This window comes from Cellulomonas jepli, assembly GCF_047229345.1.
In the GTDB taxonomy this organism is placed as follows: domain Bacteria; phylum Actinomycetota; class Actinomycetes; order Actinomycetales; family Cellulomonadaceae; genus Cellulomonas_A.
In genome coordinates this window covers 20,743-34,793 of sequence record NZ_JBFTER010000003.1, presented here as the reverse complement: position 1 = coordinate 34,793, position 14,051 = coordinate 20,743, and the positions used below count along the sequence as shown (strand labels likewise).

At 74.7% G+C, this 14,051-nt stretch carries 12 protein-coding genes; 3 read left to right on the top strand and 9 right to left on the bottom strand.

The annotated features are described in order from the left end of the window. Positions 1–45: 45 nt before the first annotated feature. The 4 genes from AB6N24_RS01310 to valS form a co-directional block, all read right to left on the bottom strand. Entirely contained in the window at positions 46–885 is an 840-nt protein-coding gene (locus AB6N24_RS01310; RefSeq protein ID WP_412867634.1) for an amino acid ABC transporter ATP-binding protein, read from the bottom strand. Next, positions 882–1,643 (bottom strand): amino acid ABC transporter permease, encoded by a 762-nt coding sequence (locus tag AB6N24_RS01305; protein WP_412867675.1) that lies wholly within the window; start codon positions 1,641–1,643, stop codon positions 882–884. Before AB6N24_RS01305 ends, AB6N24_RS01310 begins: the two co-directional genes overlap by 4 nt. Positions 1,644–1,734: 91 nt before the next feature. After that, positions 1,735–2,544: a transporter substrate-binding domain-containing protein gene (locus AB6N24_RS01300; RefSeq protein WP_412867633.1), complete on the bottom strand. Its 810-nt coding sequence runs from the start codon at positions 2,542–2,544 to the stop codon at positions 1,735–1,737. Positions 2,545–2,684: 140 nt separating this feature from the next. Beyond that, positions 2,685–5,405 (bottom strand): valine--tRNA ligase, encoded by a 2,721-nt coding sequence (gene valS, locus AB6N24_RS01295; protein ID WP_412867632.1) that lies wholly within the window; start codon positions 5,403–5,405, stop codon positions 2,685–2,687. A 205-nt stretch (positions 5,406–5,610) separates the two neighbouring features. Between valS and AB6N24_RS01290 the strand changes: the two genes are divergently transcribed. Genes AB6N24_RS01290 through cofC form a run of 3 tightly spaced genes read left to right on the top strand, consistent with a single transcriptional unit; the run spans position 5,611 to position 8,161 of the window. Beyond that, the gene (locus AB6N24_RS01290) at positions 5,611–6,630 is read left to right on the top strand and encodes a TIGR03557 family F420-dependent LLM class oxidoreductase (RefSeq protein WP_412867631.1); all 1,020 of its coding nucleotides are present in this window, start codon (positions 5,611–5,613) and stop codon (positions 6,628–6,630) included. Beyond that, a complete protein-coding gene (locus tag AB6N24_RS01285) occupies positions 6,627–7,430 on the top strand; it encodes a coenzyme F420-0:L-glutamate ligase (RefSeq protein ID WP_412867630.1) in 804 nt (267 codons plus the stop codon). Before AB6N24_RS01290 ends, AB6N24_RS01285 begins: the two co-directional genes overlap by 4 nt. Then, a complete protein-coding gene (gene cofC, locus AB6N24_RS01280) occupies positions 7,427–8,161 on the top strand; it encodes a 2-phospho-L-lactate guanylyltransferase (protein ID WP_412867629.1) in 735 nt (244 codons plus the stop codon). Before AB6N24_RS01285 ends, cofC begins: the two co-directional genes overlap by 4 nt. Here the strand turns inward: cofC and cofD are convergent. The 5 genes from cofD to AB6N24_RS01255 form a co-directional block, all read right to left on the bottom strand. Further along, positions 8,158–9,171, bottom strand: a complete 1,014-nt coding sequence (gene cofD / locus AB6N24_RS01275; protein ID WP_412867628.1) for a 2-phospho-L-lactate transferase — start codon at positions 9,169–9,171, stop codon at positions 8,158–8,160. The two genes, cofC and cofD, sit on opposite strands and share 4 nt — an antisense overlap. Further along, entirely contained in the window at positions 9,168–10,079 is a 912-nt protein-coding gene (locus tag AB6N24_RS01270; protein ID WP_412867627.1) for an ATP-binding cassette domain-containing protein, read from the bottom strand. Before AB6N24_RS01270 ends, cofD begins: the two co-directional genes overlap by 4 nt. Next, the gene (locus AB6N24_RS01265) at positions 10,070–11,101 is read right to left on the bottom strand and encodes a putative F420-0 ABC transporter permease subunit (protein WP_412867626.1); all 1,032 of its coding nucleotides are present in this window, start codon (positions 11,099–11,101) and stop codon (positions 10,070–10,072) included. Before AB6N24_RS01265 ends, AB6N24_RS01270 begins: the two co-directional genes overlap by 10 nt. Positions 11,102–11,121: 20 nt before the next feature. Beyond that, positions 11,122–12,177, bottom strand: coding sequence for a putative F420-0 ABC transporter substrate-binding protein (locus AB6N24_RS01260; protein WP_412867625.1), 1,056 nt, complete (start codon positions 12,175–12,177; stop codon positions 11,122–11,124). A gap of 194 nt (positions 12,178–12,371) precedes the next feature. Then, positions 12,372–14,024 carry a diguanylate cyclase gene (locus AB6N24_RS01255; RefSeq protein ID WP_412867624.1) on the bottom strand — a complete coding sequence of 551 codons (1,653 nt, stop codon included), beginning with the start codon at positions 14,022–14,024 and terminating at the stop codon, positions 12,372–12,374. Positions 14,025–14,051: the final 27 nt, after the last annotated feature.

The following is a 14,051-nucleotide window of genomic DNA, read 5'->3' as shown; positions in this document are numbered from 1 at the left end:
GGTGCTCCTGGTCGGCGGGTCGGACAACCCGACCCTAGACCGCCGTCAGCGCGCCGTACCGGGACCAGCCGGCGCCTGGTCGTCGTGCCGGTGGGTCGGGTCCAGCACGCGCTGGAGGAACTCGCGCGTGCGCTCCTCGCGCGGCGCCCCGATGACCTCGTCGGCTGGTCCGTCCTCGACGACGACGCCGCCGTCCATGAACACGACGCGGTCGCCGACCTCGCGCGCGAACGCCATCTCGTGCGTCACGACGATCATCGTCATGCCGCCCTCGGCGAGGTCGCGCATGACGCCCAGGACGTCGCCCACGAGCTCGGGGTCGAGGGCCGACGTGGGCTCGTCGAACAGCATGAGCTGCGGGTCCATCGACAGCGCCCGCGCGATCGCCACGCGCTGCTGCATCCCGCCGGACAGCTGCGCGGGCATCAGCGCGTCGGTGCCGGTGAGCCCCACGCGCGCGAGGTTCTCCCGCGCGACCCGCTCCGCCTCGGCGCGGGAGCGGCGCAGGACCGTCCGCTGCGCCATCGTGCAGTTGTCGAGGACGGTGCGGTGCGTGAACAGGTTGAACTGCTGGAACACCATGCCGACGTGCGTGCGGACGTGGTCGAGGTCGACGTCCGGGTCGGTGACCTCCGTGCCCAGCACCTCGATGGTGCCGCCCGTGGGCTCCTCGAGGAGGTTGACGCAGCGCAGGAGCGTCGACTTGCCCGAGCCGGAGGGGCCGATCACGCAGACGACCTCGCCCGAGCGGACCTCGAGGTCGATGCCGCGCAGCACCTGCTTGTCGCCGAACGCCTTGTGCAGGGCGTCGATGCGGACGACGACGTCCTGGCGGTCGGTGCGGGTCGCGGCGGCGCTGCTGCCGGCCTCGGGGGACACGGTCATGGGCGGGAGCCCCCTCCGGTGCGGCGCTCGAGCCAGCGTGCGACGAGGCCGAGCGGGATGGTGATGACGAGGTAGCAGGCGCCGACGACGAACAGCGCCGTGAGGCCGCCGGTCGCGCTGTTGAGCATGTCGCGGCCGACCTTCGTGAGGTCGAACTGCGTCGGCAGCAGGCCGACGACCGAGATGAGCGAGGTGTCCTTGGTGAGCAGGATCAGCTCGTTCGTCATCGGGGGCAGCACGATGCGGAAGGCCTGCGGGATGACGACCTGCACGAGCGTGCGGGCCGGGGACATCCCGAGCGACCGGGCCGCCTCGACCTGGCCCTTCGGCACCGCCTGGATGCCGGCGCGCAGCGTCTCGGCGATGTAGGCGGCCGACACCATGCCGAGCGCGAGCCCGGCCTTGGCGACGACCGACTCGATCCGCACGCCGAGCGCGATCGGGACGGCGTACCCGAACGCGATGACGACGAGCAGCGCGGGGATGCCGCGGAAGAACTCGATGTAGAGCGTCGCGATCCAGCGGTACGGGCCGACGGACGACAGCCGCATGAGCGCGAGCACCGTGCCGAGGCTCAGCCCGATCGCGAACGCGGCGATCGTGTAGACGACGGTGTTCTTCAGGGCGCCCGGGAGGGACGAGGCCATGTCGGCCGCGACCGCCGGGTTGAAGAGCTGCGTGCTGACCCGCGCCCAGTCGGTCGCGACGACGATGACGACGAGCGCGACGAGCAGCACCCCGTACTGCACGCCGCGGATGATCCGCTGGCGTCGGCGCGGGCTCGTGCGTCGCCGTGCCGCCGGGAGCCGCGGCGGGACGGCGGCGTCCGGACGGGAGATCGCCGTCACGTCAGTCGGCCGTCGGGATGTCGCCGATGCGCTCGGTGTAGATCGCGTCGTAGGTGCCGTCACCCTGGATCCGCTCGAGCGTGCCGTTGACCGCGTCGAGCAGCGCGGTGTTGCCCTTCTTGACCCCGAAGCCGTACTGCTCGCCGGTCGTGAACGTCGCGCCGAACGTGTAGCCGTCCTCGACGAACGGGCCGAGCACCGCGACGTCGTTGATGATCGCGTTCACCTGGCCGTTCTCGAGGGCCTGGACCTGGAGCCCGAGGTCCTCGAACTCGATGGTGGTGAGCCCGTTCTCGGTCGCCCAGGCGGCACCGGTCGTCTCCTGCTGCACGCCGATCGTCGAGCCCTCGAGGGACGCGAGCGCCTCCTCCTCGTCCATCGGCTCGACCCCGGCGGCGGCGGGGAGCAGCAGGCCCTGGTCGGCGTCGAAGTAGGGCTCCGAGAAGTCGATGCGTGCGGCACGCTCCTCGGTGATGGTGATCGCCGAGGCGACGAGGTCGCAGTTGCCGGTCTCGAGGTCGGCGCCCGACTGGATGCCCTCGAACTGTGCGACCTTGATCTCGGGCTCGACCCCGAGGTCGGCCGCGATCTCGTTCACGATGTCGATGTCGAGCCCGACGATCTCGCCGGAGTCGTCCGTGTACTCGAACGGCTCGTACGGCGGGTTCGTGCAGACGGTCAGCTTGCCCTCGGCGACGAGCGGGACCCCGCTGTCGGACGTGGCGGCGGGTGTGCCGTCGCCGCCGCTGCACGCGGAGAGCAGCAGCGTCACGGCGAGCCCCAGGGGGACGAGGCGGGTGGTGCGGGTCATGACGGCTGTCCTCTCACGATGGGCGTTCGTGCATGAGTATGCGCAACACATAGTAGATATGCAAAACGGCGCAGGATGGGACCGTGGTCCCATCCTGCGCCACGTTGCGCTCGGGTGCGGTGCTGCGCACGCCGGAGCGGTCAGCCCTGCACCTTCGGCTCGGGCGGCAGGAGCTCGGCGTCGCGCGCGACGACCGTCTCGCCGTCCTCGGTCACGAGGTCGAGCGGGCCCGTCACCCGGCCGGCCGACCGGACGTCCGAGAGCGCGGCCTCCACGCCGGCGGTGTGCGCGGCCGGGACCGCGAGCGTCACCCGCGTGATCTCGGTGCGCATCGACACCTTCGCCTCGGACTTGACCTTGCGCAGCGCCGCGAGCGCCGCACCGGCGGCGCCGACCACCGCGGGGTCCGCATCACCCGCGGCCGCGCGCAGCGGCTCGGCGACGGGCCACGGGGCGAGGTGCACCGAGCCCTCGCGCCACCAGGACCAGACCTCCTCGGTCGCGAACGGCAGCACCGGCGCGAACAGCCGCAGGAGCGTGTCGAGCGCGATGCCCAGCGCCGCGCGCGCGGAGGCCGACTCCGCGGGGACGTCCGCGTCGGCCGCGCCGCCCGCGTACGCGCGGTCCTTGACGAGCTCGAGGTAGTCGTCGCAGAACGTCCAGAAGAACGTCTCGCTCAGCTCGAGGGCGCGCGTGTGGTCGTACGCCTCGAGCGCCGCGGTCGCCCGGTCGACGACGTCCGCGAGCCCGGCGAGCATCGCGCGGTCGAGCGTCTCCGTGACGAGCGTGGCGTCGAGCAGGCGTGCGCGGTCCTCGGGCGAGCCGAAGGTCAGCGCGAACTTGCTCGCGTTGAGCACCTTGATCGCGAGCCGGCGGCCGATCTTCATCTGGCCGACCTCGAACGCCGCGTCGGTGCCCAGCCGCGCGGACGCCGCCCAGTAGCGCACCGCGTCGGAGCCGTGCTCCTCGAGCAGCCCCATGGGCGTGACGACGTTGCCCTTGGACTTGCTCATCTTCTTGCGGTCCGGGTCGAGGATCCAGCCCGAGATCGCCGCGTTGGCCCAGGGGAGGCTGCCGTGCTCGAGGTGCGCGCGGACCACGGTCGAGAACAGCCACGTCCGGATGATGTCCTGGCCCTGGGGGCGCAGGTCCATCGGGAAGACGCGCGCGAACAGGTCGGGGTCGGAGAGCCAGCCGCCCGCGATCTGCGGCGTCAGCGAGCTCGTCGCCCACGTGTCCATGATGTCGGGGTCGCCGACGAAGCCGCCCGGGACGCCGCGCTGGTCGGGGGAGTACCCCGGCGGGACGTCGGACGACGGGTCGATCGGCAGCGTCGCCTCGTCGGGCACGAGCGGGTGGTCGTAGTCGGGCTCGCCCTGCGCGTCGAGCGGGTACCAGACCGGGATCGGGACGCCGAAGAAGCGCTGGCGCGAGACGAGCCAGTCGCCGTTGAGGCCGCCGACCCAGTTCTCGTAGCGCACGCGCATGAAGTCGGGGTGGAACCCGAGCTCCGCGCCGCGCGCGAGCAGCTCCTCGCGCAGCGGGACGTCGCGCCCGCCGTTGCGGATGTACCACTGCCGCGACGTGACGATCTCGAGCGGCTTGTCGCCCTTCTCGAAGAAGTTCGCCTTGCGCTGCGTCGCGACCGGCTCGCCGTCGAGGTCGCCCGACTCGCGCAGCGCGTCGACGACCGCCGTGCGCGCCGAGAAGGTCGTCTTGCCCGCGATCTCGGCGAACAGCGCCGTGCCGCGCTCCGAGGTGATCCACTCCGGGACCTCGCGGGTCAGCCGGCCGTCGCGCACGAGGACCGAGCGCGTCGGGAGCTGGAGCTCGCGCCACCACTGCACGTCGGTCAGGTCGCCGAACGTGCAGCACATCGCGATGCCCGCACCCTTGTCGGGCTCGGCCGCCGGGTGGGCGAGCACGGGGACCTCGACGTCGAACAGCGGCGAGCGGACCGTCGTGCCGAACAGGTGCTGGTAGCGCTCGTCGTCGGGGTGCGCGATGAGCGCGACGCACGCGGACAGGAGCTCGGGGCGCGTCGTCTCGATGAACACGGGCGTCTCGGCCCCGTCCACGGAGGCGTGGAACGCCACCTTGTGGAAGTGCCCCGGGTAGTCGCGGGCCTCGAGCTCGGCCTGCGCGACGGCCGTCTGGAACGTGACGTCCCACAGCCCGGGGGCCTCGGCGGCGTACGCCTCGCCGCGGGCGACGTTGCGCAGGAACGCGGTCTGCGCGACCTTCTGCGCCTCCCGGCCGATGGTCTGGTAGTGGTGCGACCAGTCGACGGACAGGCCGAGGTGGCGCCACAGCGCCTCGAACTGGCGCTCGTCCTCGGCGGTCAGGCGCTCGCACAGCTCGACGAAGTTGCGCCGGCTGATGGGCTGCTGGTCGGCCGCCTTGACGCTCTTGCCGTCGCCGCCCGCGAACGGCGGCTCGTAGCCCTCGACGTAGGGCAGCGACGTGTCGCACCGCACGCCGTAGTAGTTCTGCACGCGGCGCTCGGTCGGCAGGCCGTTGTCGTCCCAGCCCATCGGGTAGAAGACCGACCTGCCGCGCATCCGCTGGAAGCGCGCCACGACGTCGGTGTGCGTGTAGGAGAACACGTGGCCCACGTGCAGCGAGCCCGAGACCGTGGGCGGCGGGGTGTCGATCGAGTAGACCTGCGCGCGCTCCGCGGTCCGGTCGAAGGAGTACGTGCCCTGCTCGCCCCACGCGGTGTCCCAGCGCTGCTCGAGGCCGTCGAGCGAGACCTTGTCGGGTACGGGGCGGGCGGTGGTCGCTGCGCTGGTCGGGTTCGCGGTGCTCGGCGAGGGGCTGCCGGGTGCGGGCGGGGTCGGCTCGGGACGCAGGTCGCTCATGGTGCGACATCCTCCCAGACGCGCGGGCCTGCCGACGCGCCGGGACCGGTGCCCGGCACGGGCCCCCGCCCGGTGCGCGCGCGATCCGGGGCGTGCGGGAACATCCGCGAAACCCGGACTGGTTAGGCTCGACGAGGCACGCTCGTCCGAGGTGCTGGGGTGCGGGCGCCGACCGGGGTCAGGTCGGCCCGAGAGAGGTGGCGACGTGGCGCAGGGTGTGACGGCGGCCGGACTGACGGTCGGGTACGCGGCGATGCTGGAGCAGTTCCACCCGAGCGAGGTCGTGGACCTGTCCGCGTACGCCGAGGAGAACGGCTTCTCGGGCGTCATGGCGGCGGACCACTTCCAGCCGTGGGTCCCCGCGCAGGGGCAGTCCGCGTTCGTGTGGAACGTCCTGTCCGCGCTCGGCGAGCGCACGCGCGGCGACCTCGGCCCCGGCGTGACGGCCCCGACGTTCCGCTGGCACCCCGCGATGGTCGCGCAGGCGTCGGCGACGCTCGCGGCGATGTACCCCGGGCGGCACTGGCTCGGGCTCGGCTCGGGCGAGGCGCTCAACGAGCACGTGGTCGCCGGGTACTGGCCCGAGGCGCCCGAGCGGATCAACCGCATGTTCGAGGCGATCGAGATCATCAACAAGCTCTTCGCGGCGTCGCTCGCCGGCAAGGACGTCAAGCACTCGGGCACGTTCTACAAGCTCGAGTCGACCCGTCTGTGGACGATGCCCGAGGTCCCGCCGGAGATCCTCGTCGCGACCGCCGGGCCCGTGACCGCCAAGCGCACGGGGCGCCACGCGGACGGGCTCATCACGGTCGGCGCACCGCTCGAGAAGATCTCGGGGCTGTTCGCGAAGTTCGCCGAGGGTGCGCGCGAGGCCGGCAAGGACCCCGACGCGATGCCCAAGGTGCTCCAGCTCCACCTGTCGTGGGCCGAGACCGACGAGCAGGCGCTCACGAACGCGATGACCGAGTGGCCCAACGGCGGCATGAAGTTCCCGAAGGCCGACATCCGCTCGCCGTTCGACTTCGAGCAGATGGCCAAGCTCGTGCGCCCCGAGGACTTCCAGGGCCGCATGGTCATCTCCGCGGACCCCGACGTGCACCGCGCCGAGATCCAGAAGTACGTCGACCTCGGCTTCGACCGCATCTACCTGCACAACGTGGGGCGCAACCAGCGCGAGTGGATCGACGTGTTCGGCCGCGACGTCCTGCCGAGCCTGGTGCGATGAGCGAGCTGCGCGTCTGGGCGCCCGACGGGCTGCCCGAGGTCGTGCCCGGCGACGACCTCGTCGAGCTCGTCGCGGGTGCGCTCGCGGACCCCTCGCTGCCCGCGCCGGCCGACGGCGACATCGTCGTCGTGACCAGCAAGATCGTGTCCAAGGCCGAGGGGCGGGTCGTCCCCGCGGCCGACCGCGAGGACGCGATCACCGCCGAGACGGTCCGGGTCGTCGCGACGCGTGAGCACCCCGGCGGCGTCACGCGCATCGTCGAGAACCGGCTCGGGCTCGTGATGGCCGCCGCGGGGGTCGACGCGTCGAACACGCCCGAGGGCACGGTGCTGCTGCTGCCGCTCGACCCCGACGCGTCCGCGCGGCACCTGCGGGACGGCCTGCGGGCGCGGTTCGGTGTGCGGCTCGGCGTGCTGCTGACGGACACCGCCGGACGGCCCTGGCGGCACGGGCAGACCGACCTCGCGATCGGCGCCGCGGGCGTGCGCGTGCTCGACGACCTGCGCGGGCGGCTCGACACGCACGGGCGTGCGCTGCAGGTCAGCCAGGCCGCGGTCGCCGACGAGATCGCGGGCGCCGCGGAGCTCGTCAAGGGCAAGGCCACCGGGCGTCCCGTCGCTGTCGTGCGCGGGCTCGCCGAGCACGTGACCGACGACGACGGCCCGGGTGCGCGCAGCCTGGTGCGGCTCGGCCCCGAGGACATGTTCGAGCAGGGCAGCGCCGAGGCGTACGCGCAGGGGTGGAAGGACGCGGCCGACGGGCGCGACGGTCCTCAGCACGGGGGCCGGGCACCCGCGTGAGCCGGGACGGCACGGCGACCGGCGACGGCGGCGTGGCGACCGACGGCGTCGGCGTGCCGGACGGCAGCCGCGCGGCGGAGGTGCGCTGGACCGTGGTGGTCCCGGTCAAGGCCGCGCGGCTCGGCAAGACCCGGCTCGCGGGGGACCTCGCGCCAGACGAGCGTGTCGCGCTCGTGCGGGCCATGGCCGCCGACACCGTGCACGCGGCCGCGCTGGCGCGCGCGGTGGTGCGGGTCGTGGTGGTCACGGGCGACGAGGTCGTCGCGGCGGAGGCGCTCGCCACGCCCGGGGCCGTCGTCGACGTCGTCGCGGAGCCGTTCCCCGGGGGGCTGGGCGCGGCGGTCCGGGCGGGGATCGACCGTGCTCGCGGGCTCGACGCGGGCGCCGGCGTCGCGGTGCTGCTCGGCGACCTCCCGGCGCTGCGGTCCGTGGACCTCGACGCCGCGCTCGCCGCCGCTGCCGCGCACCCGCGCGCGCACGTCCCCGACGCCGGCGGGACGGGGACGACGCTCCTGACCGTGGCACCGCACGTCGCGCCGCGTCCACGGTTCGGCCCGGGCTCGGCCGCCGCGCACGCCACCGCGGGCCACGTCGCGCTCGACGTGGCCGCGGGGTCGAGCCTGCGTCAGGACGTCGACGTGCGCGCCGACCTCGACGCCGTCGCCCTGCTCGGCGCAGGTCCCCGCACCGCTGCGGTCCTCCGCACGTGGGGCCGGCTCCCCGCGGCCTAGCGGGTGAGGCCGACCCCGACGAGCGCGAGCGCGTCCGCGGCGATCCGGGCCGTGGTGGGCACGTCGGTCATGAGCGTCGGGACGGCCTGGGTGGTCCAGCCCTCGGCGGCGAGCGCCTCCGCCGCACCCGCGTCGACCGTGTCGACGAGCCACGCGTCGAGGACGCCGCCCTCCGAGCGCCGGCCGTAGTGCCGGGCGACGGCCGCGGCGCTCGTCTCGACCCCGATCGCCCGCAGGCACGCGTCGGCCATGCCGCGCACGGGGGCCCCGCCGACGACCGGGCTCACGCCCACGACCGGCGCGGGCGTCGTCCGCAGCGCCTCGCGCACCCCCGGGACCGCGAGGATCGTGCCGACCGAGACCACCGGGTTCGACGGCGGGACGACCACGACGTCGGCGTCGAGCAGCGCGTCCAGGACCCCCGGGCCGGCGGTCGCCCGCTCGAGGCCGACCTGCACGAACCGGCGCGCGGGCAGCGCGGCACGGTGCCGCACCCACCACTCCTCGAAGTGCAGCAGCTCGGGCGCGCCGTCCGGGCCGTCGACCTCGACGTGCGTCTCGACCTCCTGCTCGGTCATCGGCAGGAGGCGGGCGCCGGGCGACCAGCGCCGGCACAGCCGGGCGGTCACCTCGGCGAGCCCGAGCCCGGTGCGCAGCAGCTCGGTGCGGGCCAGGTGCGTCGCGAGGTCGAGGTCGCCGAGCGTGAACCACTCGCCGCCCAGCCCGTACGCGGCGAGGTCGGTGCTCGTGCGCGTCGTCTCCTCGCGCCGCCCCCAGCCCTGGTCCTCGTGCACCGCCCCGCCGAGCGTGTACATCAGGGTGTCGAGGTCGGGACAGACCCGCACACCGCGGAACCACATGTCGTCGCCGGTGTTCGCGACGACCGTGACCTCGGCGGACGTGCCCGTGTGGTCGTCCGGGCCCCCCGGGAGGGTCGAGCGCAGGTGAGCGAGCAGCCCGCGCGTGAACCGGGCGCCGCCGACGCCGCCGGACAGGACGGTGATCTTCATGCGGGCGCTCCGTCGGTCGGGGGTGCGGGGGAGGTGGGCGCCGGGTCGCTCGTGGGCTCGGCGAACGCGATGACCGGGCGACCCGTGCGTGGGTGCGTCAGCACGTCGCAGTCCACCCCGTAGACCTCGCGCAGGAGCTCGGGGCGCAGCACGTCGCGCGGGTGCCCGGCGGCGGCGAGCCGCCCGCCGGAGAGCACGAGCACGTGCTCGCAGAACGCCGCAGCGAGGTTGAGGTCGTGCAGCGCCGCGACCGTCGTGGTGCCCAGGTCGCGGACGAACGCGAGCAGGCTCAGCTGCGTGCTGACGTCGAGGTGGTTCGTCGGCTCGTCGAGCAGCAGCAGCTCCGGCTCCTGCGCGAGGGCACGCGCGACGTGCACGCGCTGGCGCTCGCCGCCCGACAGCGACGACCACGGCCGCTCCGCGAGGTGCTCCGCGCGGGCGTGCCGGAGCGCGCGCGCCACCGCCGCGGGGTCCGGGTCGGTGCCCCACACCGTGCGGTAGGGGATGCGGCCGAGCGCCACGACGTCGTGCACCGACAGCGGGACGGTGCTCGACGACTCCTGCTCGAGCAGCGCGATCCGGCGGGCACGGGTGCGGCGGGGGAGCCCGTGCACGGGGACCTGCCCGTGCACGTGCCCGGGGACCTGACCGGCGGGCACGGCCGAGCGGTCGACGCCCGCCGGACCGGTCGGGGCCGTGGTGTCGCCCGCGTCCTGCCCGGCGGTGACGAGCACCGCCCCGCCCTCGGGCACGAGCAGCCCGGCGACGAGCCGCAGCAGCGTCGTCTTGCCCGCGCCGTTGGGCCCGAGCAGCCCGGTCAGACGGCCGGGGGGCGGGGTCGCGTCGATCCCGTCCACGACCCAGCGCCCGCCGAGCCGCGTCCGCACGCCCGTCAGCGTCAGCTCCACGCGACCCCCCGACCGCGGCGCAGCAGCACCGCGAACACCGGGACGCCGATCAGCGCGGTGATGATCCCCACGGGCAGCTCCCGCGGGTCGAAGACGGTGCGCGCGAGCGTGTCCGCCCACACGAGGAAGACGGCGCCGGTGAGCGCGGCGACGGGCAGCAGCCGGCGGTGCGCGGGCCCCGTGACCACCGAGACGGCGTGCGGCAGGACGAGCCCGACGAAGCCGATGGCCCCGCTGACCGCGACCATCGCGCCCGTGAGCAGCGCGACGAGCGTCATGAGCGTCCAGCGCGTGCGGCCCACGTCGATGCCGAGCGCCGCGGCGGAGGTGTCCCCGAACGCGAACGCGTCGAGCCGCAGCGCGCTGAGCACCAGGACGGCGCCCACGACCGCGAGCGCACCGCCCGCGATCCACACCGAGGGCCACGTGGCCCCCGCGAGCGACCCCATGAGCCAGCTGAGGATCTCGCGGTAGGAGTCGCCGGTCGCGGTCCAGAAGATGACGAACGACGTGCCGGCCGCAGCGAGCTGGGAGACGGCGAGCCCCGCGAGCACGGTCCGGCCCGGCGTCAGGACGCCGCCGGTGCGCGCGAGCGCGAGGGTCGCGACCAGGGCGGCCAGTGCGCCCGCGAACGCCGCGACCGGCAGGAGCAGCCCGACGCCGACCACGAGCACCGCGACCGCCCCGAGCGACGCGCCCGCGGACAGCCCGAGCAGGTAGGGGTCGGCGAGCGGGTTGCGCGTGAGGCTCTGCATCACGGCCCCGGCGAGAGCGAGCCCGGCACCGACCGCCGCGGCGGTGAGCACGCGGGGCAGGCGCAGCTCCCACACGATCGCGTCGAGCAGGCGCGGCACCGGGGCGGCGCCCGGGAGCCCGAGGTGGGCGGCGATGCTGCGCCCGACGTCGGCGACGGCGATGTCCGCGGGCCCGATCGTCACGGTCACGAGCACCGTGGCGACGAGCAGCGCCCCGCCGACCGCGAGGAGCACGGTCAGCGGCGGACGACGGGGGGCTCGCTCCATGCCGGGGGGTCGCCCGCCCGTCAGCGTGCGGCCGGCAGCGCGGCGAGCTGCTCGGCGAGGTCGACGACCGCGTCGGCGTTGCGCACGCCCGCCTCGGCCGCGGGGAACGGCAGCGTGAGGTAGCGCCGCTCGCGCACGGCGGTGAGCTCGCGGGTCGCCGGGTTGGACTCGAGGAGCTCGATCTTGGACGCGGCCGTGTTCCACGCGGCGTCGACCAGCACGATCACGTCGGGGTCCGCGGCGACGACCTGCTCCCAGCCCGCCGAGGTCCACGTGTCGTGCACGTCGGCGAAGACGTTGGTCAGGCCGACCGCCTCCAGCATCATCTGCGGGGCGCCGATGCCCGCGCCGACGTACGGCGTGTCGGTGCCCGAGCTGTACCAGAGCGCCGTCGTCCCCTCGGCCGCCGGGGTCACGGACGCCAGCGCGGCCTCCTGCTCCGCGACGAGCTCCTCGGCCCGGTCGGCCACGCCGAACAGCGACGCGACCTCGCGGATCTCGTCGAACAGCTCGTCGAACGTCAGCGGGTCGGGCATGTACGCCTCGCCCTTGCACGCGGCGGGTGCGACGTACGTCGCGATGCCGAGCGCCCCGAGGGCCTCGCGGTCGCCGGCGCCGTCGGGGGAGAAGTTCGACTCCCAGCCCCCGTAGACGAGGTCGGGCTGCACCTCGAGCAGCGCCTCCTGGCCGGGGACCTTGTCCGAGAGCACGGGGATGCCGGCCGCGGCGTCGGCGTACTCCTCGGGGACCGGGCCGTCGGCGAACGCCGTGCCGACCAGGGCGTCCTCGAGGCCGAGCGCGAGCAGCATCTCCGTCGCGGTCGACTTGATGGTCACGACCCGCTCGGGTGGGGCGTCGAGGCGGACCTCGGTGCCGCAGTTGTCGAGCGTGACGGGGGAGAAGCCGCCGGAGGCCGACGGCGACGCGGTGACGGGCTCCTGCGTCGCGGTCGTCGGTGCGCAGGCGGCGAGCGCGCCACCGAGGGAGAGCACGAGCACGAGGGCACCGGCGCGGCGGCGGCGTGCGAGCGCGCGCGCGGCGGGCGCCGGACGGACGGGGCGGGCAGGGCGGGACATGGGGGCGCTCCTGGGGTGCGGTGCTGGGTGCGGCTCGGGGCGCAGCGTCGGGCCCGCGACGTCAGGGGGTCGGCGCAGCTCGCCGACGTCGAACCCGGGCCCATGTCCAGGCCCTCGCTCCGAGCCAAGTCCAGCCCGGGATCCAGCGTCATCGTAGCCCCGGCGCACCGGGCCGCTGCGCGCGGCAGGAGCCGTCAGAGCGCGACGTGCACCGCGTCCCGGCCGTTGCGCTTGACGTGGTAGAGCGCCTCGTCGGCGCGCGTGAGCATCGACGCGACCGTCTCGTCGGGGCGGTGCACCGCGACGCCGACGCTGACCGTGAGGGTCCCGCCCGGGATGAGGTCGTCCCAGCGCTGCGTGACGATCACGCGGCGGATCCGCTCGCACGCGTCGGCGGCGTTCACGTCGGTGAGCCCGTCCAGCAGGATCGCGAACTCCTCGCCGCCGTAGCGTGCCGCGAGGTCGCTCGCCCGCACGACGTCGTGCAGCACCTCCCCGAGCCGCGCCAGCACCTGGTCGCCGACCTGGTGCGAGTAATTGTCGTTGACGCGCTTGAAGTGGTCGATGTCGAGCAGGACGCACGCGAACCGCCGGGACGGGTCACCCGCCCAGCGCGCGAGCGCGACGTCGAGGGCACGGCGGTTCGGCAGGCCGGTGAGCGCGTCGTGCGTCGCCTCGTGCTCGAGGCGCGCGTTGTGCTCCTCGAGGGCGCGGGCCCGGGTGCGCTCGGCGTCCGCGGCCCGCTCGGCGCGCTCGACCTCGAGCCGCGAGCTCAGCAGCAGCGCGCGGCGGTCCGCGATCGCGTCGCCCTGCTGGAGCGTCAGCTCGTGGAGCTCGCGCAGGGCCGACAGGGCCGACGGCAGGTCACCGCGGCCCTCGTGCGCGTCGACGAGCGCCGCGAGCAGCTCGATGCGCTCACCCGGCCGGTCGAGGTCGGCGCACAGGTCGAGGCCGTCGCACAGCGCGAGCACGGCCTCGTCGAGGCGCCCGCTGCGCACGAGCCAGCGGCCGCGCAGCCCGTGGTACTGCAGCTCCTGGCGCGCCGAGGGAAAGGTGCGGAGCATCGCGTGGGTGCCCTCGAGCGCCTGCCCGGCGGCCTCGAGGTCGCCCGCGTGCATGTGGGCTCCGACGACGGCGAGCCGGGCGTCGATGCCGGTCCGGGCGAGCCCCGCGGCGTCGGCCTCGTCGACCGACTGGCGCGCGATGCCGAGCGCGTGGCGGGCCGCGGCGAGCGCACCGCGCGGGTTGGCCGCGGCGAGCCGCCCGCTCGTGACGACATAGGCCTTCGCGAGGTTCGTCAGGGCCATCGACGCGTGGTCGGGGTCGTCCGCCGCGAGCCAGAGCCGGCGTGCCTCGGAGAGCACCTGCGCGGCCTGGGGCGCGAAGTGCGGCATGCCCATGTAGACGGTGCCGAGGCTGTTGAGCACCGAGGCGGTGCCCGCGTCGTCGTCGGTCTGCCGGCGCAGCCCGAGCGCGCGGTCCAGCTCGTCGATCGCCCCCTCGACGTCGCCGATCTCGTGGTGCACGAGCCCCTGGCAGACGAGCGCGCGCGACTCCCAGACGAGGTCGCCGAGCTCGTGCGCGAGGTGCTGCGCGCGTCCCGCGGCCCGCAGCGCGTCGGCGTCCTGCGCGAGCACGTGGTGGGCGAACGCGACGCAGCACGACAGGCGCATCTCGGCGTGCTCGTCGCCGTGCAGCCGGGCGAGGTCGAGGTACTCGCGTGCGCGCTCGACGCACGCGGGGGCGTCGGACTCCTGCAGCAGCTCGAGCTCGTCGACGAGCGCGTCCCAGTCCGGGGCGTCGACCGGGTGCGCGAACGTCGCGTGCGGGGCGTCGGTCACCGACACGCCACCACCTCCCCGCCGACGGCGCTG